Origin of the sequence: Variovorax sp. LjRoot130 (assembly GCF_964253755.1) — a bacterium.
In the GTDB taxonomy this organism is placed as follows: domain Bacteria; phylum Pseudomonadota; class Gammaproteobacteria; order Burkholderiales; family Burkholderiaceae_C; genus Variovorax.
In genome coordinates this window covers 1322416-1338186 of the sequence record NZ_CAXURM020000002.1, presented here as the reverse complement: position 1 = coordinate 1338186, position 15771 = coordinate 1322416, and the positions used below count along the sequence as shown (strand labels likewise).

Sequence of the window (15771 nt, the reverse complement as noted above, 5' to 3'; positions counted from 1 at the left end):
CATGACCGAGCTGCCCCCGAAGATCCGCATCCTGGTTGTCGACGACCACACGTTGTTCCGGCGTGGCCTGACGGCACTGCTGCATCGCGATCCGCAATTCGAGGTCGTCGGCGACGCCGGCGATGCGGGCGAGGCGCAGCGCCGCGCCCAGGAGTTGAAGCCCGACGTGATCCTGCTGGACAACCACCTGCCGGGCGTCACGGGCGTCGATGCCCTGCCAGCCCTGCGCGAAGCCGTGCCCGCGGCACGGGTGCTGATGCTGACGGTGAGCGAAGACGAACGCGACCTCGCGGGCGCGCTGCGCGCCGGCGCGAGCGGCTACCTGCTCAAGACCATCGAGGGCGATGCGCTGGCCGCGGCGATCCGTCGCGCCATGCGCGGCGAGAGCATCGTGGCCGAGGAGATGACCGGCAAGCTGGTGGCGGCCTACCGTGATGCCGCCGCGCCGCAGCCTGCCCAGGTTGTGGAGCCCGCGGCGCCGGCGTCGCCGCTGCACGCGCTGTCGCCGCGCGAGCAGGACATCCTGCGCGGTATCGCGAACGGCCAGGGCAACAAGGAGATCGCGCGCTCGCTGGGCATCGCCGAAACCACGGTGAAGATCCATGTGCAGCACATCCTGCGCAAGCTCGACGTGAGCTCGCGCGTGCAGGCTGCCGTTATCGCAGTCGAGCACGGCCTGGCTTGATCCAGCGCAAGCGCGCGGCGTTTTCCCACAGCGCTAGTTCTTCATGAGGATGCCGGCGAACGGCCGCATCGTTCTTGTGCCGCCCCGCGGCCCTCCCACCGAAGGATGTCGCAGAGCGCCGATGCTTCCTAAAGTCGGTTCATGAGCAACGAGCGGACTTCGTCATGAGCAAGAAGAGCCAGGCACTGGCGGTGCTGATGGTCAGCACGCTGGCATTCACGGTGTGCTTCATGGTTTGGATGATGTTCGGCGTGATCGGTATCCCGATCAAGAAGACGCTGGGTCTCAACGCCACCGAGTTCGGCCTGCTGACCGCCACGCCGGTGCTCACCGGTTCCCTGATCCGCGTGCCCCTGGGCATCTGGACCGACAAGTACGGCGGGCGCATCGTGATGGCGCTGCTGATGGCGCTCACCGTGCCCGCCATCTGGCTGATGAGCTACGCCACGGCGTACTGGCACTTCCTGGTCATCGGCCTGTTCGTCGGCCTGGCCGGCGGCTCGTTCTCGGTGGGCACGCCGTATGTGGCGCGTTGGTTCCCGAACAACCGCCAGGGCTTCGCGATGGGCGTCTACGGCGCCGGCAACTCGGGCGCGGCGGTCAACAAGTTCATCGCGCCGGCGCTGGTCGTCGCCTTCGGCTGGGCCATGGTGCCGCAGGTCTATGCCGCGGTCATGCTCGGAACCTTGCTGGTGTTCTGGATCTTCAGCGCGAGCGACCCGGCGCACTGCGTGCCCAGCCACACCCGCTTTTCGGACCAGATGCGCGCGCTGAAGGACCCGAAGGTCATCAAGTACTGCCAGTACTACAGCATCGTGTTCGGCGGCTACGTGGCGCTGAGCCTGTGGATGGTGCAGTACTACATTGGTGAGTTCGGCCTCGACATCCGCGCCGCGGCGCTGCTGGCCGCGTGCTTCTCGCTGCCGGGTGGCGTGCTGCGCGCGGTGGGCGGCTGGCTGAGCGACAAGTACGGCGCGCATTCGGTCACCTGGTGGGTCATGTGGGTCAGCTGGATCTGCCTGTTCCTGCTGAGCTACCCGCAGACCGACTTCACCATCGTCACCATCACCGGCCCCAAGACCTTTCATCTCGGCCTGAACGTCTACGCCTTCACCGCCCTGATGTTCCTGCTCGGCATCGCCTTCGCCTTCGGCAAGGCCTCGGTGTTCAAGTACATCGCCGACGACTACCCCGAGAACATTGGAACCATCAGCGGCATCGTCGGCCTGGCCGGCGGGCTGGGCGGCTTCGTGCTGCCGATCATGTTCGGCGCGCTGGTGGACTTCACTGGCATCCGCTCCAGCGCCTTCATGCTGATGTACGGCGTGGTCTGGGTGTCGCTGATCTGGATGTACTGGACCGAGGTGCGCGGCACCGAGGTCATGGGCCGGCACGCCCACGCCTTCAGCCTCGACGGCCGCAGCGCTTCCCCCTCCTTGCAGGAACCCGCATGAACACCACCATCGAAACCAAGGCTCCGGTGCGGCCCACGAACGGCGCCGACATCGCCGACTGGCGCCCCGAGGACGAGGCCTTCTGGGCGTCCACCGGCCGGCGCATCGCCTACCGCAACCTGTGGATCTCCGTGCCCAGCCTGTTGTGCGGCTTCGCGATCTGGGGCATGTGGGGAATCATCACGGTCCAGATGCTGAACCTGGGCTTTCCGTTCAGCCAGGCCGAGCTGTTCTCGCTCACCGCGATCTCGGGGCTGGCCGGCGCGACGATGCGCATTCCGGCCTCGTTCCTGATTCGCCTCGCGGGTGGCCGCAACACCATCTTCCTGACCACCGCCATGCTGCTGGCGCCGGCCATCGGCACCGGCATCGTGCTGCAGCACAAGGACTGGCCTCTGTGGTCCTTCCAGCTGATGGCGCTGTGGTCGGGCGTGGGCGGCGGCAACTTCGCAAGCTCGATGTCCAACATCAGCACTTTCTTTCCCAAGCGCCTGCAGGGAACGGCATTGGGGCTGAACGCCGGCCTGGGCAACTTCGGCGTGACGAGCATGCAAATCGTCATTCCGCTGGTCATGACCGTCGGACTGTTCGGCGCGCTGGGTGGCGAACCGATGACGCTCGTCAAGGACAGCGGCTGGATCTTCGGAAAGATCGCGGCCGGCACGCCCACCTGGATCCAGAACGCGGGCTTCGCCTGGCTGCTGTCGCTGGTGCCGCTGGCGGCTTTGTGCTGGTTCGGCATGAACAACCTGAAGACCGTCTCGCCGAACACGGGCGGCGCAATCGTCGCCTTCCTGAAGATCATCTGGCTCTACACGCTGTCGTTCGTTCCGGCCGGCCTCGGTCTGTACCTGTACCTGCCGCCGCCCACCGGCCTTGGGGTGCTGAATATGTGGGTCGCGATGCCGCTGATCATCGTCAGCACGCTGCTGGTGCTCAAGCTCACCGCGTTCGGCCCGATGAAGGAGAGCATTGCCAAGCAGTTCGAGATCTTCCGCAACCGGCACACCTGGGCGTTGACGCTGCTGTACATCGTGACCTTCGGCTCGTTCATCGGGTTCTCGATGGCGCTGCCGCTGGCCATCACGGTGATCTTCGGTGTCAGCCATGTACCCGACGCGACCGGCGTGATGCAGCACGTGCTGAAGAACCCGAATGCGCCTTCGGCCCTCACCTACGCCTGGATCGGGCCCTTCGTCGGCGCGGCAATGCGGCCGCTGGGCGGTTGGATCTCGGACAAGATCGGCGGCTCGATCGTCACCCAGATCATCTCGGCGGTGATGGTGCTCGCCTCGACGGCGGTGGGCTACGTGATGCTGCTGGCCTACCGCTCGGCCGCGCCCGAGCAGTACTTCCTGATCTTCATGGTGCTGTTCGTGGTGCTGTTCACCGCCAGCGGGATCGGCAACGGCTCGACCTTCCGCACCATCGGCGTGATCTTCGACCGCCAGCAGGCCGGCCCCGTGCTCGGTTGGACCTCGGCCGTGGCGGCCTACGGGGCCTTCATCGCACCGGTAGTGATCGGCGCCCAGATCAAGGCCGCCACGCCCGAGCTCGCCATGTACGGCTTCGCGGCGTTCTACGCCCTGTGCCTCATTCTCAACTGGTGGTTCTACCTGCGCGCCAACGCGTACGTGAAGAACCCCTGAGCCATTGAATTTTCCGGAGACCCTCCAATGAGCCATTTCCTAGACCGTCTCAGCTATTTCAGCCAGCCCAGGGAGTCCTTCTCCGGCGACCACGGCGTCACCACCGGCGAAGATCGCACGTGGGAAGATGCCTACCGCAATCGCTGGGCGCACGACAAGATCGTGCGCTCGACCCACGGCGTGAACTGCACCGGCTCGTGCTCGTGGAAGATCTACGTCAAGGGCGGCATCGTCACCTGGGAAACCCAGCAGACCGACTACCCGCGCACGCGCTGGGACATGCCCAACCACGAGCCGCGCGGCTGCGCGCGTGGCGCCAGCTACAGCTGGTACCTGTACAGCGCCAACCGCGTCAAGTATCCGATGGTGCGCAGCAGGCTCTTGAAGAGCTGGCGCGAGGCGCGCGTCGCACACGACCCGGTCGACGCATGGGCGTCGATCGTCGAGGACGATGCCAAGCGCCGCGACTACCAGCAGGTGCGGGGCCTCGGCGGCTTCGTGCGCTCGTCGTGGGACGAGGTCAACGAGATCGTCGCCGCGGCCAACGTCTACACGATCAAGAAGCACGGCCCCGACCGGATCATCGGCTTCTCGCCGATCCCGGCGATGTCGATGATCAGCTACGCCGCGGGCAGCCGCTACCTCAGCCTGATCGGCGGTGTGTGCATGAGCTTCTACGACTGGTACTGCGACCTGCCGCCGGCAAGCCCGCAGGTCTGGGGCGAGCAGACCGACGTGCCCGAATCGGCCGACTGGTACAACTCGAGCTTCATCATCGCCTGGGGGTCCAACGTGCCGCAGACGCGCACGCCGGACGCGCACTTCTTCACCGAGGTGCGCTACAAGGGAGCGAAGACAGTGGCGGTGACGCCGGACTATTCCGAGGTCGCCAAGCTGGCGGACATCTGGATGCACCCGAAGCAGGGCACCGACGCGGCGGTGGCAATGGCGATGGGCCATGTGATCCTGAAGGAGTTCTACTTTCCCGATGGCGGCCGCGAGCGCAGTGCCTACTTCGACGACTACGTGCGCCGCTACACCGACATGCCGATGCTGGTGATGCTCAAGGAACACCAGCTGCCCGGCGGCGAAGTCGTCATGGTGCCCGACCGCTATGTGCGCGCCTCGGACTTCAACGGCAAGCTCGGCCAGGCCAACAATCCGGAATGGAAGACCGTCGCCTTCGACGACGAGGGCAAGGTGGTGCTGCCGCACGGCGCGATCGGCTTCCGCTGGGGGCCTGACGGACGCGCGGACGAAGGGCAGTGGAACCTCGAGGCCAAGGAGGCGCGCCACGGCCACGAGGTGAAGCTTCGGCTGTCGGTGCTGGAGGGCGAGCAGCCGAGCACCGAGACCGCTCGGGTCGGCTTCCCCTATTTCGGCGGCATTGTCAGCGAGCATTTCCCCGGCAACGAGCAGGCCGAGGTGCTGGTGCGCACCGTGCCGGTCAGGCGCATCGCGCTCGGCAAGGCAGGCGAGCAGCGAGACGCGCTGGTGGCGACCGTGTTCGACCTGCAGGTGGCGAACTACGGCGTGGCGCGCGGGCTGAGCGGCGAGCTGGCGGCCAGCAGCTTCGACGACGACACCCCCTACACGCCGGCCTGGCAGGAGCGCATCACCGGCACCCCGCGCGCGCAGCTGATCACGGTGGCACGCCAGTTCGCCGAGAACGCGCACAGGACGCAGGGCAAGTCGATGGTGATCATCGGCGCGGCGATGAACCACTGGTATCACAGCGACATGAACTACCGCGGCGTGATCAACATGCTCATGATGTGCGGCTGCATCGGGAAAAGCGGTGGTGGCTGGTCGCACTACGTGGGCCAGGAAAAGCTGCGCCCGCAGACCGGCTGGACCGCGCTGGCCTTCGCGCTCGACTGGATCCGCCCGCCGCGCCAGATGAACAGCACCAGCTTCTTCTACGCGCACACCGACCAGTGGCGCTACGAGAAGCTGGGCATGGAAGAAGTGCTCTCGCCGCTGGCCGACAAGAAGGCGTACGCGGGCAGCATGATCGACTACAACGTGCGTGCCGAGCGCATGGGCTGGCTGCCCAGCGCGCCGCAGCTGCAGACCAATCCGCTGCAGGTGGTGCGCGACGCGCAGGCTGCCGGCATCGATCCGAAGGACTACGCGGTCCGTTCGCTGAAGGATGGCTCGCTGAAGATGAGCTGCACGGACCCCGACCACCCGGACAACTGGCCGCGCAACATGTTCGTGTGGCGCTCCAACATCCTGGGCTCCAGCGGCAAGGGCCATGAATACTTCCTCAAGCACCTGCTCGGCACCAGCAACGGCGTGCAGGGCAAGGACCTCGGCGCAGAGGAGGCGAAGCCCGAAGAGGTCGTGTGGCACGACAAGGCGCCCGAAGGCAAGCTCGATCTGCTGGTGACGCTCGACTTCCGCATGAGCACCACCTGCCTCTACAGCGACATCGTGCTGCCGACGGCCACCTGGTACGAGAAGAACGACCTCAACACCAGCGACATGCACCCTTTCATCCACCCGCTGTCCACGGCGGTGGACCCGGCCTGGCAGTCGCGCAGCGACTGGGACATCTACAAGGGCTTTGCCAGGAAGTTCAGCGAGGTCTGCGTCGGCCATCTCGGTGTCGAGCGTGAGCTGGTGCTGACGCCCCTGATGCATGACAGCCCCTCGGAACTGGCCCAGCCTTTCGAGGTCCGCGACTGGAAGCGCGGGGAGTGCGAGCTGGTGCCGGGCAAGACCGCACCCAACCTGCAGGTGGTCGAGCGCGACTACCCCAATGTCTACAAGCGCTTCACGGCGCTGGGACCGCTGATGGGAAAGGCCGGCAACGGCGGCAAGGGGATCGGCTGGAACACGCAAACCGAAGTGCGGCAGCTCGGCGAACTCGCCGGCTTCGTCACCGATCCCGGTGTCACCTGCGGGATGCCGAAGATCGAGAGCGACATCGACGCCGCAGAGGTGGTGCTGATGCTGGCGCCCGAGACCAACGGTCACGTGGCAGTGAAGGCCTGGCAGGCGTTGGGCAAGCAGACCGGGCGCGATCACACGCACCTGGCGATCCACCGGGAGGACGAGAAGATCCGCTTTCGCGACATCCAGGCGCAGCCGCGCAAGATCATCAGTTCGCCGACCTGGAGCGGCATCGAGAGCGAGACCGTCTCGTACAACGCCGGCTACACCAACGTGCACGAGCTGATTCCGTGGCGCACGCTGACCGGACGGCAGCAGTTCTACATGGACCATCCGTGGATGATCGCGTTCGGCGAGGGCTTTGCCAGCTACCGCCCGCCGGTGGACCTGAAGACCACCGCAGGGATCCAGGGCGTCAAGCCGAACGGCAACCCCGAGATCGCGCTGAACTTCATCACGCCGCACCAGAAGTGGGGCATCCACTCGACCTACACCGACAACCTGCTGATGCTGACCCTCAGCCGCGGCGGGCCCTGTGTGTGGATCAGCGAGGACGACGCGAAGCGCGTGGGCATCGTCGACAACGACTGGATCGAGCTGTTCAACCTCAACGGCGCCATCGCGGCGCGCGCGGTGGTGAGCCAGCGCGTCAAGCCGGGCATGGTGATGATGTACCACGCGCAGGAAAAGATCGTGAACACGCCGGGCTCCGAGATCACCGGCGCGCGCGGCGGGATCCACAACTCGGTGACCCGGATCGTGCTCAAGCCCACCCACATGATCGGCGGCTACGCGCAGTTCAGCTACGGCTTCAACTACTACGGAACCATCGGCACCAACCGCGACGAGTTCGTCGTGGTGCGCAAGATGAACAGGATCGACTGGCTCGACACGCCGGTCGCCGATGAACTGATCCGCCCCGTGCAGGCCCAAGGAGAAGTCGCATGAAGATCCGCGCACAGATCGGCATGGTGCTCAACCTGGACAAGTGCATCGGCTGCCACACCTGTTCCGTCACCTGCAAGAACGTCTGGACCAGCCGCCCCGGCATGGAGTACGCCTGGTTCAACAATGTCGAGACCAAGCCCGGGATCGGCTACCCGAAGGAGTGGGAGAACCAGGACAAGTGGAACGGTGGCTGGGTGCGCAAGGCCAACGGCGCGATCGAGCCGCGGCAGGGGGCGAAGTGGAAGCTGCTGATGCGCATCTTCGCCAACCCGAACCTGCCCGAGATCGACGACTACTACGAGCCCTTCACCTTCGATTACGGCCACCTGCAGTCGGCGCCGGAGATGAAGGCGACGCCCACGGCCCGTCCGCGCAGCCTGATCACCGGCAAGCAGATGGACAAGATCGTGTGGGGTCCGAACTGGGAGGAGATTCTCGGTGGCGAGTTTTCCGGGCGCAGCAAGGACAAGAATCTGGATGGATTCGAGCAGATGCAGAAGGACATGCTCGGCCAGTTCGAGAACACCTTCATGATGTACCTGCCGCGGCTGTGCGAGCACTGCCTGAACCCGGCGTGCGTCGCGTCGTGCCCGTCGGGCTCGATCTACAAGCGCGAGGAAGACGGCATCGTGCTGATCGACCAGGACAAGTGCCGCGGCTGGCGCATGTGCGTGAGCGGCTGCCCGTACAAGAAGATCTACTACAACTGGAAGAGCGGCAAGGCCGAGAAGTGCATCTTCTGCTACCCGCGCATCGAGGCCGGCCAGCCGACCGTGTGCAGCGAGACCTGTGTCGGCCGCATCCGCTACCTGGGCGTGCTGCTGTATGACGCGGACCGGATCCAGGAGGCCGCCAGCGTCGAGCACGACCGCGACCTGTACCAGGCGCAGCTCGACATCTTCCTCGACCCGAACGACCCGAAGGTGATCGCGCAGGCGCGCCTCGACGGCATCCCCGACAAGTGGATGGAGGCCGCGCGCAATAGCCCGGTCTACAAGATGGCGGTGGAATGGAAGGTGGCATTGCCGCTGCATCCCGAATACCGCACTTTGCCGATGGTCTGGTACGTGCCGCCGCTGTCGCCGATCAGCGCCGCGGCCAACGCGGGGCATGTGGGCAGCAACGGCGAGATCCCCGACGTCAACCAGCTTCGCATTCCGGTCAAGTACCTGGCCAATCTGCTGACCGCCGGCGACACCGTGCCCGTCGTGAAGGCGCTCGAACGCATGCTGGCCATGCGCGCCTACCAGCGCGAGAAGCATGTCGACGGGCGCATCAACCAGGCCGTGCTGGCGCAGGTCGGCATCAGCCAGGCGGAGGTCGAGGAGATGTACCAGGTGATGGCGATCGCCAACTACGAGGACCGGTTTGTGATCCCCACGACCCACCGCGAATACGCGGAGAACACCTTCAATGTGCGCGGCGGCTGTGGCTTCACGTTCGGCAACGGATGCTCGGAAGGAACCAGCGAAGTCAGCCTGTTTGGCAGCGAGAAGAAGCGCACGATTCCTATCCGGGCGGAGGTTTGACCATGTTCGCACTGAACTCCCCGCGCCCGATGACGAAGAGCCTGCGCGTGCTCGCGGCGCTGCTCGGCTACCCCGATGGGCGGCTGCGCAGCGATCTGCCGGAGATGCGCGAGCTGCTGCAGGACGAGCGTGCGCTGTCGCCTTCGCGCCTTGCCGAGCTCGATGCGCTGATGGACATGCTGTGGCGTGCCGACGCCCTGGAGGCTGAATCCGACTATGTCGAGCTGTTCGACCGGGGTCGTGGCACCTCCTTGCACCTGTTCGAGCATGTGCACGGCGATTCGCGCGAGCGCGGCCCGGCAATGATCGATCTGGGACAGACCTACGAAAAGGCCGGCCTGATCCTGGCCGAGGGCGAGCTGCCCGACTACTTGCCGGCCGTGCTGGAGTTTGTCTCCACGCAACCGGTGCGCGAGGCACGAGCCTTTCTCGGTGAGATGGCGCACATCCTGAATGCCATCTTCGGCGCACTGCAGCACCGCAACAGTCCCTACGCGAGCGTGCTCGGCGCGCTGCTCGAACTGGCCGGCGAGAAGGCACAACCGGTCAAGCCGCCGGCCGAGGAGGCGCTCGACGAGAGCTGGGCCGAACCGGTCGTGTTCGACGGCTGCTCGTCGAAGGGCCAGGCCAAGCCAGGCCAGGCGCAACCCATTCACATCGTGCGCAAGAGCCACGTGACACAAGGAGCATCGTCATGACAGGCGTGTATGGTTTTCTCTTCCAGGTCTATCCGTATGTCTGCTTCATGGTGTTCGTGATAGGCAGCCTGATCCGCTTCGACCAGAGCCAGTACAGCTGGAAGAGCGACTCTTCCCAGATGCTGCGGGCCGGCAGCCTGCGCTGGGGCAGCAACCTGTTCCACTTCGGCGTCCTGTTCCTGTTCTTCGGTCACATGGTCGGGCTGTTCACGCCGCACAGCGTCTACGGCATCTTCATGAGTGCGGCGACCAAGCAGATGCTGGCCGTCGTGGCAGGCGGCATCGCGGGCGCGCTGTGCTTCGTCGGCCTGACGCTGCTGCTGCACCGGCGCGTGTTCGATCCGCGCATCCGCCTCACCAGCCATCCCACGGACATCGCGGTGCTGGTGGTGCTGTGGGTGCAGCTCGTGGTCGGGCTGATCACGCTGCCGTTCTCGTGGCAGCATGCCGACGGCAGCGTGATGCTGATCCTGGCGGACTGGGCGCAGCGCATCGTCACGCTGCGGCCGGTGGATGCCACCGCGCTGGCCGCCCTGCCGTGGCCCTACCAGTTCCACATCGTGTTCGGCATGACGATCTTCCTGCTGTTCCCGTTCAGCCGCCTGGTGCATGTGTGGAGTGGCTTCGGGACGGTCCGATTCCTGTTCCGCTCACACCAGGTCGTGCGCAGCCGCCGGCTGAACGTGCCGGCTGGCCACAACCAGCCGCGTGAGCCCCGCGCCGGCGCATGAGCTCCAGGAGACATACCTTCATGAATGTCGATACTGTCAATCTCGGCGCCGCGCCCCACGCCATCGCGCCCCGGGTGGCGCGCATCAATGGCGTGGCCCTCCACGGCGCGGCCGAAGCCCTGTCGATCGAGGAACTGCGCCAGCGCGCGTGTTCCGAGTTGCTGCGTCAGGCAGCCATCCACGGCGGACTGCTGCCATCCACGGACGCGGCGCCCGGCGACGGCGTGCTCAGCGAAGCCGCCTCGCAGGCCATCGACGCCTGGCTGGAACGCGAACTGCAGTTGCCCGAGCCGTCCGAGGAAGCCTGCCGGCGCCACCATGCGGCGCACCCGGCGCGCTACCGCACGGGACAGCGCGTGCGGATGCGGCATGTCCTGTTCGCAGTGACGCTGGGCATGGACGTGGTGGCATTGCGCAACCGCGCAGAGGCCTGCCTGCTCGATGTCCGCTGCCACGACGGCAAGGCGAGTGGCGGCGCCAGCGCCGGCTTCGAGCGGGCCGCCCGCGCGCTGTCCAACTGTCCGAGCGGTGAGCACGGGGGTGAGCTGGGGTGGTTGACACCGGACGACTGCGCCCCCGAGTTCGCTCGGGAGATCTTCGGTCATGTCGAGGTCGGCGTTCTGCCGCGCCTGGTGCACAGTCGCTTCGGCCTGCACGTGGTGGAGGTGCTGGAGCGCGAGGGCGGCGAGCCGCAGCCCTTCGAGTCGGTGCGCGGCGCGGTCGCGATGGCGCTGCGCCAGCAGACCTATGTGACGGCGCTGCGCCAGTGCCTTCAGCTGCTGGCCGGCCAGGCCACGGTCGAGGGCGTGGACCTCGATGCGGCCGAGACGCCGCTGGTCCAGTAGCGCCGCAGGCGGGTGCGCGATGCCCGACGACCTGCTGCAGCGGCTACGGCGCTTCCACGACGACTATTTTCCCGGTGTGCAGGACCGGTTCCAAAGCCTGGTGCGCGACGGCCAGCATCCGAACATCCTGTTCATCGGCTGCTCCGATTCGCGCCTCGTGCCCTACCTGCTGACCGGCACCGGGCCCGGCGAGCTGTTCATCGTCCGCAACGTCGGCGCGCTGGTGCCGCCGCACGATGGCTCCGCCGGCTACCACGGAACGGCTGCCGCGATCGAGTTCGCCGTGCTCCGGCTCGGCGTCGAGCGCATCGTCGTCTGTGGCCATAGCCATTGCGGCGGCATCCGGGCGCTGTACGAGGAGAACGTGCCGCAGGCGACCAACCTCGCGGCCTGGCTCGACCTCGCGCGCGAGGCCGTACTGCCGGTGCGGGTGACGCCCGAGGCGCTGCGTCGCACCGAGCAGCGCTGCGTCGTGTTGCAGCTGGAACGACTGATGGGCTACCCGATGGTGCGCGAGCGCGTCGAGTCCGGCCGGCTCGCGCTGCACGGCTGGCACTATGTGATCGAGGAGGGCGAGGTCCATGTCTTCGACCTGCGCAGCGGAAGCTTCGTGCCGGCGTCCGACGCCGACCACAGCGGCACCGGCCCGTTCGACCACGCGCCGGTCGACGATGGCAGCGGCACCAGCATCTTCAACGAGATCGACGAAGCACTGGCGCCGGCGCGGCGCAGCGCGGCGCAAGGTTGACCTTCGTCAACACCACGTTCGCAGCGAAGCACTACCGTGCAGGGGTTTCAACACACACGCGGCGCGCACGCGCTTTGCCGCGGCCGCAATGACCACTGCCACCCACCTCGACCCCATCCCTGACACCGGCGACACCGCCGACACCGCCGCTCAACTGATGGCGTTGCTGCGCGAATGCGGCCTGAGACCGCTGCGTCTGGGTGAGCGAACCCTCCTGCCGATCGTCCAGGGCGGCATGGGCGTCGGCGTGTCGGCGCATCGCCTCGCCGGCAGCGTCGCCGCGCTCGGCGCGATGGGCACGATCTCGTCCGTCGACCTGCGGCGCCATCATCCGGACCTGATGGAGCGCACCCGCGACCTGCAGCCGGGAGAGGCCGCCACGCGCCATGCCAAGGAAGCCATCAACGCGGCCAATCTCGAAGCGCTGGCGCGCGAGATCCGTGCCGCGCGCGAGCGCTCGGGCGGGCGCGGCCTGCTCGCCATCAACGTGATGCGCGCGGTGGGCGAGTACAGCCCGTCGGTGACGCGCGCGCTCGAATGCGGGATCGATGCGGTGGTGGTCGGCGCCGGCTTGCCGCTCGACCTGCCCGAGCTCGCGCAGGACCACCCCCGCGCACTGCTCGTGCCCATCCTTTCGGATGCGCGCGGCGTGCAGCTGCTGGTTCGCAAGTGGGAGCGCAGAAAGCGCCTGCCCGATGCGATCGTGATCGAACACCCGCGGCTGGCTGGCGGCCACCTCGGCGCCGCGAAGATCGCCGATCTGGCCGACCCGCGCTTCGACTTCGAGAACGTCATCCCGCAAACGCTCACATTCCTGCGCGCGGCGGGAATCGAGAAGGAGATCCCGCTGATCGCGGCCGGTGGCATCCGCCGCTTCGAAGATGTCGCGCGCGTGCAGGCGCTGGGCGCCGCCGCCGTGCAGCTCGGCACGCCCTTTGCCGTCACGCAGGAGTGCGACGCGCACCCCGAATTCAAGCGCGTGCTGGCTCAGGCGCGCGAGGAGGACATGGTCGAGTTCACGAGCGTGGCCGGCCTGCCCGCGCGCGCCGTGGCAACCCGGTGGCTGAAAGGCTACCTGAAGGCCGAGGCGAAGCTGCAGAGCGTGGCGCACGTCAAGCCGCGCTGCACGCTCGCCTTCGACTGCCTGGCGCAATGCGGGTTGCGCGACGGGCTGGCCGGCTGGGGCCAGTTCTGCATCGACACCCAGTTGGCTGCCGCCCTGCGCGGCGACGTGAAGAAGGGCTTGTTCTTCCGCGGCGTGGGCGCGCTTCCGTTCGGCGACCAGATCCGCAGCGTGCGCGAGCTGCTGGCTCGGCTGTTGACGCCGCACGAGGCCGCGCCCTCGCTCGGCGTCAACGCGTCCTGAGCGGACGGAGCGACAGCGCTCTCTCATTCGAGCTGCACGGGCTGGCCTGCGCCGTCAAAGGCGATGAAGCCGGCGATACCGCCGGACTTGATCGACTCGACCATGCGCTGCAGCGGCACTTCGGCCTGGGCGCTGGTCGGCCCGTGGCCCGCGCTGCCCGACATCGCGGCGGCGAACACGAGGTCCCAGGCCTGGCCGAACTGCTGCGACTCTTCGCGCAGCGCCTCGAAAGAGCCCAGTTCGTCGGGCGCCTTGTCCACGCACATCAGCGGCGTCAGCGTGCCGCCTTGACCGGACTGGAAACGCTCGCGCTGCTCGGGCGTCGCGTGGTCCGGCAGGCCTGCGGCTGCGAAGACGAACAGCAGACGCTGCGGCCGTGCCTGTGCGCGCGCAAAACGCAGCAGGTCGTCGAAGCTTGAAATCATGGCGGGCTTTCGGTGTCGGGGAAATGGGTGAGGCGCTGGCCTGGGACGGCCGGTTGCCCCGTGTGCAGGAGGATCGTGACCAGCAGCGAAGCGTCCGTCAACGCGTGCACCGCGTGCGGTTCGCCTCCCTCGAGCGCCACCAGGCGGCCGGCGGCGAGATGGCAAGCGCGCGAGGGCGTCCTGACTGTCGCTTCGCCTTCCAGGCACTGCACGGTGATCGCGCCGGACACACTGTGCTGCGGTACGTCCGCGCCGGCGCGCAAGACCATGCGCATGAGCTGCAAGGCGGGCGTCTTGATCAGGCTGGTCGTGACGGCCCTGGGCAATTGGTCGCCCAGCGGGCTGATGTCGATCACGTCGAGGGCTCGGGCATGGGGAAGGGCCATGGAATCTCCTCAAGGGCGCGCGGTGTATTGTCAATGGCGCGGCGAGAACGTCGGCAGCGCGGCGCCTGCGAAGGCTTCGAGCACCGAGCCGACGCCGCCCGAATTCTGCAGCGCGCCGACGATCTTCTTGAAAAGCGGCCGGTAGGCCTCATCGGCCTCGTAGCCTGCGAGCGGATCGCGGTTCATTAGGAACGCCGCGTCGAGTTCGGCCCATTCGTCGGCACTGAGCACGGTCTCGGCCAGCGGCAAGATCTCGGCCTCCTCGACGTGCATGTGATCGAGGTAGAAGTCGGCGTACTGCTTCATCAAGGTCTCGAAGTTGTCCCGGCGGGCTTCACCCTGATCGGTCCCACTCATCATCCGAAATCCGAGCAGCGCGTGTTCGAGTTCACGGATCGCCTGCTCGCCACGCGCATGGTCGCGGTCAAGGCGGTCGAGCACGGCGTCGGTCTGCGCGTTGCGCCCGCGCAGCTTGGGAAAGAGCAGGCGGCTCTCCTTGGGGTGGTGCAGCTTCTCCGGGAACTCGTCGACGTAGAACAGCATGGCCTGCAGCGCATCGAAGTCGGGCAGCGTGCCCCGTCGCCGATGTTCACCGAGGAGCAGGGTGATCGAGCGCAGCATCGCCGACAGCGCCCGGTGTTCGTGGCGGATGATGGTCAGGCTGGGGTGCGTCATGGCGCGGTCTCCCTTGTGTTTCGACTGTGGCGTTCTGCCGCGAGCTCGCAACCCACTGCCGGGTGGTCGGCGCCATGCCGCGCCTGATATCCATACCAGAGGCTCCCGGCGATGCGGTGTGCAAGGTCGTCGGCCCGTTCCTGGAGATCTGCGTTGCCCAATGCCTGCGTGGTATCGCGAAACAGTGCGAGCCAGCGGTGGAACAGCTGCGCCGTGAGCCCCGGCAATGCAACATGCTTGGGCATTGGCGCGCCCCTGTAGCGGGCGGTGCCTCTCAGGGCAGACGACCAGAAGTCCACCATCTTCGCCAAGTGCCGGTCCCAGTCGACGATTCGCGATTCGAAGATCGGAGCGAGCATCGCGTCGTCGCGCAGCTTTGAATAGAAGGTATGGACCAGGCGGACGACGTCCTCTTCGGTACAAAGGTCAGGATCCGGCATGATGGAACTCGCCGCGTTCGAATGGGAGATCGTGCGCGATGGAACCCTGGTTCAGCGCTTGCCGGCCGCGGGCGGTGACCTCGAAGACCTTGGCCGGGTCCTGCCTTGTGCAGTCGTCAGGGTCGATGTGCACTGGCGCAATGAAAGCATTGACGTAGCCCGCCGCTTCCAGCAGTCGGACCTTGTCGATCTGGGACGGGCTGGCTGTCGTGAATGGAAGCTGCGCGTTCGCAAGCCTCAGCAATATTTCCATGCACATCCCACACCTCCTTGAATCCTGGCGGGCTGTTCAGC

At 66.7% G+C, this 15771-nt stretch carries 15 protein-coding genes; 11 read left to right on the top strand and 4 right to left on the bottom strand.

The annotated features are described in order from the left end of the window. The first annotated feature begins 1 nt into the window (after nucleotide 1). The 10 genes from ACSQ86_RS36185 to ACSQ86_RS36140 all read left to right on the top strand — a co-directional run bounded on the left by ACSQ86_RS36185 (nucleotide 2) and on the right by ACSQ86_RS36140 (nucleotide 13551). Nucleotides 2-685, top strand: coding sequence for a response regulator (locus ACSQ86_RS36185; protein ID WP_436306436.1), 684 nt, complete (start codon nucleotides 2-4; stop codon nucleotides 683-685). A gap of 164 nt (nucleotides 686-849) precedes the next feature. After that, nucleotides 850-2139: an MFS transporter gene (locus tag ACSQ86_RS36180; protein ID WP_436306437.1), complete on the top strand. Its 1290-nt coding sequence runs from the start codon at nucleotides 850-852 to the stop codon at nucleotides 2137-2139. Further along, complete coding sequence (locus tag ACSQ86_RS36175) at nucleotides 2136-3788, top strand: MFS transporter (RefSeq protein ID WP_436306438.1); 1653 nt, start codon at nucleotides 2136-2138, stop codon at nucleotides 3786-3788. Before ACSQ86_RS36180 ends, ACSQ86_RS36175 begins: the two co-directional genes overlap by 4 nt. A gap of 27 nt (nucleotides 3789-3815) precedes the next feature. Further along, nucleotides 3816-7634 (top strand): nitrate reductase subunit alpha, encoded by a 3819-nt coding sequence (locus tag ACSQ86_RS36170; RefSeq protein WP_436310825.1) that lies wholly within the window; start codon nucleotides 3816-3818, stop codon nucleotides 7632-7634. Continuing rightward, on the top strand, nucleotides 7631-9163 hold the full coding sequence (gene narH, locus ACSQ86_RS36165) for a nitrate reductase subunit beta (protein ID WP_436306440.1): 1533 nt from the start codon (nucleotides 7631-7633) through the stop codon (nucleotides 9161-9163). The genes ACSQ86_RS36170 and narH overlap by 4 nt, the downstream gene beginning before the upstream one ends. A gap of 2 nt (nucleotides 9164-9165) precedes the next feature. Beyond that, nucleotides 9166-9861: a nitrate reductase molybdenum cofactor assembly chaperone gene (gene narJ / locus ACSQ86_RS36160; protein ID WP_436306441.1), complete on the top strand. Its 696-nt coding sequence runs from the start codon at nucleotides 9166-9168 to the stop codon at nucleotides 9859-9861. Beyond that, nucleotides 9858-10592 carry a respiratory nitrate reductase subunit gamma gene (gene narI, locus ACSQ86_RS36155; protein ID WP_093110344.1) on the top strand — a complete coding sequence of 245 codons (735 nt, stop codon included), beginning with the start codon at nucleotides 9858-9860 and terminating at the stop codon, nucleotides 10590-10592. The genes narJ and narI overlap by 4 nt, the downstream gene beginning before the upstream one ends. A 20-nt stretch (nucleotides 10593-10612) precedes the next feature. Next, nucleotides 10613-11437 (top strand): peptidylprolyl isomerase, encoded by an 825-nt coding sequence (locus ACSQ86_RS36150; protein ID WP_436306442.1) that lies wholly within the window; start codon nucleotides 10613-10615, stop codon nucleotides 11435-11437. Nucleotides 11438-11456: 19 nt separating this feature from the next. Further along, complete coding sequence (locus ACSQ86_RS36145) at nucleotides 11457-12185, top strand: carbonic anhydrase (RefSeq protein WP_436306443.1); 729 nt, start codon at nucleotides 11457-11459, stop codon at nucleotides 12183-12185. A 157-nt stretch (nucleotides 12186-12342) separates the two neighbouring features. Continuing rightward, complete coding sequence (locus ACSQ86_RS36140; RefSeq protein ID WP_436307725.1) at nucleotides 12343-13551, top strand: NAD(P)H-dependent flavin oxidoreductase; 1209 nt, start codon at nucleotides 12343-12345, stop codon at nucleotides 13549-13551. 23 nt (nucleotides 13552-13574) lie between these two features. On the opposite strand, the gene ACSQ86_RS36135 is transcribed toward ACSQ86_RS36140, so the two are convergent. Genes ACSQ86_RS36135 through ACSQ86_RS36120 form a run of 4 tightly spaced genes read right to left on the bottom strand, consistent with a single transcriptional unit; the run spans nucleotide 13575 to nucleotide 15477 of the window. After that, nucleotides 13575-13976, bottom strand: coding sequence for a ribonucleotide reductase subunit alpha (locus ACSQ86_RS36135; protein ID WP_436310824.1), 402 nt, complete (start codon nucleotides 13974-13976; stop codon nucleotides 13575-13577). Beyond that, entirely contained in the window at nucleotides 13973-14362 is a 390-nt protein-coding gene (locus tag ACSQ86_RS36130; RefSeq protein ID WP_436306445.1) for a cupin, read from the bottom strand. Before ACSQ86_RS36130 ends, ACSQ86_RS36135 begins: the two co-directional genes overlap by 4 nt. Before the next feature lie 30 nt (nucleotides 14363-14392). After that, on the bottom strand, nucleotides 14393-15037 hold the full coding sequence (locus ACSQ86_RS36125; protein WP_436306446.1) for a hemerythrin domain-containing protein: 645 nt from the start codon (nucleotides 15035-15037) through the stop codon (nucleotides 14393-14395). Further along, nucleotides 15034-15477: a group III truncated hemoglobin gene (locus ACSQ86_RS36120; protein ID WP_436306447.1), complete on the bottom strand. Its 444-nt coding sequence runs from the start codon at nucleotides 15475-15477 to the stop codon at nucleotides 15034-15036. The genes ACSQ86_RS36125 and ACSQ86_RS36120 overlap by 4 nt, the downstream gene beginning before the upstream one ends. On the opposite strand from ACSQ86_RS36120, the gene ACSQ86_RS36115 reads away from it, so the two are divergent. Continuing rightward, the gene (locus ACSQ86_RS36115; protein ID WP_436306448.1) at nucleotides 15476-15751 is read left to right on the top strand and encodes a hypothetical protein; all 276 of its coding nucleotides are present in this window, start codon (nucleotides 15476-15478) and stop codon (nucleotides 15749-15751) included. The two genes, ACSQ86_RS36120 and ACSQ86_RS36115, sit on opposite strands and share 2 nt — an antisense overlap. Nucleotides 15752-15771: the final 20 nt, after the last annotated feature.

What these genes read in the sequence shown, in the direction of transcription:
- ACSQ86_RS36185 (WP_436306436.1), top strand. Translation starts at nt 2, where the DNA reads ATGACCGAGCTGCCCCCGAAGATCCGCATCCTGGTTGTCGACGACCAC.
- ACSQ86_RS36180 (WP_436306437.1), top strand. Translation starts at nt 850, where the DNA reads ATGAGCAAGAAGAGCCAGGCACTGGCGGTGCTGATGGTCAGCACGCTG.
- ACSQ86_RS36175 (WP_436306438.1), top strand. Translation starts at nt 2,136, where the DNA reads ATGAACACCACCATCGAAACCAAGGCTCCGGTGCGGCCCACGAACGGC.
- ACSQ86_RS36170 (WP_436310825.1), top strand. Translation starts at nt 3,816, where the DNA reads ATGAGCCATTTCCTAGACCGTCTCAGCTATTTCAGCCAGCCCAGGGAG.
- narH (WP_436306440.1), top strand. Translation starts at nt 7,631, where the DNA reads ATGAAGATCCGCGCACAGATCGGCATGGTGCTCAACCTGGACAAGTGC.
- narJ (WP_436306441.1), top strand. Translation starts at nt 9,166, where the DNA reads ATGTTCGCACTGAACTCCCCGCGCCCGATGACGAAGAGCCTGCGCGTG.
- narI (WP_093110344.1), top strand. Translation starts at nt 9,858, where the DNA reads ATGACAGGCGTGTATGGTTTTCTCTTCCAGGTCTATCCGTATGTCTGC.
- ACSQ86_RS36150 (WP_436306442.1), top strand. Translation starts at nt 10,613, where the DNA reads ATGAATGTCGATACTGTCAATCTCGGCGCCGCGCCCCACGCCATCGCG.
- ACSQ86_RS36145 (WP_436306443.1), top strand. Translation starts at nt 11,457, where the DNA reads ATGCCCGACGACCTGCTGCAGCGGCTACGGCGCTTCCACGACGACTAT.
- ACSQ86_RS36140 (WP_436307725.1), top strand. Translation starts at nt 12,343, where the DNA reads ATGGCGTTGCTGCGCGAATGCGGCCTGAGACCGCTGCGTCTGGGTGAG.
- ACSQ86_RS36135 (WP_436310824.1), bottom strand. Translation starts at nt 13,976, where the DNA reads ATGATTTCAAGCTTCGACGACCTGCTGCGTTTTGCGCGCGCACAGGCA.
- ACSQ86_RS36130 (WP_436306445.1), bottom strand. Translation starts at nt 14,362, where the DNA reads ATGGCCCTTCCCCATGCCCGAGCCCTCGACGTGATCGACATCAGCCCG.
- ACSQ86_RS36125 (WP_436306446.1), bottom strand. Translation starts at nt 15,037, where the DNA reads ATGACGCACCCCAGCCTGACCATCATCCGCCACGAACACCGGGCGCTG.
- ACSQ86_RS36115 (WP_436306448.1), top strand. Translation starts at nt 15,476, where the DNA reads ATGATGGAACTCGCCGCGTTCGAATGGGAGATCGTGCGCGATGGAACC.
- ACSQ86_RS36120 (WP_436306447.1), bottom strand. Translation starts at nt 15,477, where the DNA reads ATGCCGGATCCTGACCTTTGTACCGAAGAGGACGTCGTCCGCCTGGTC.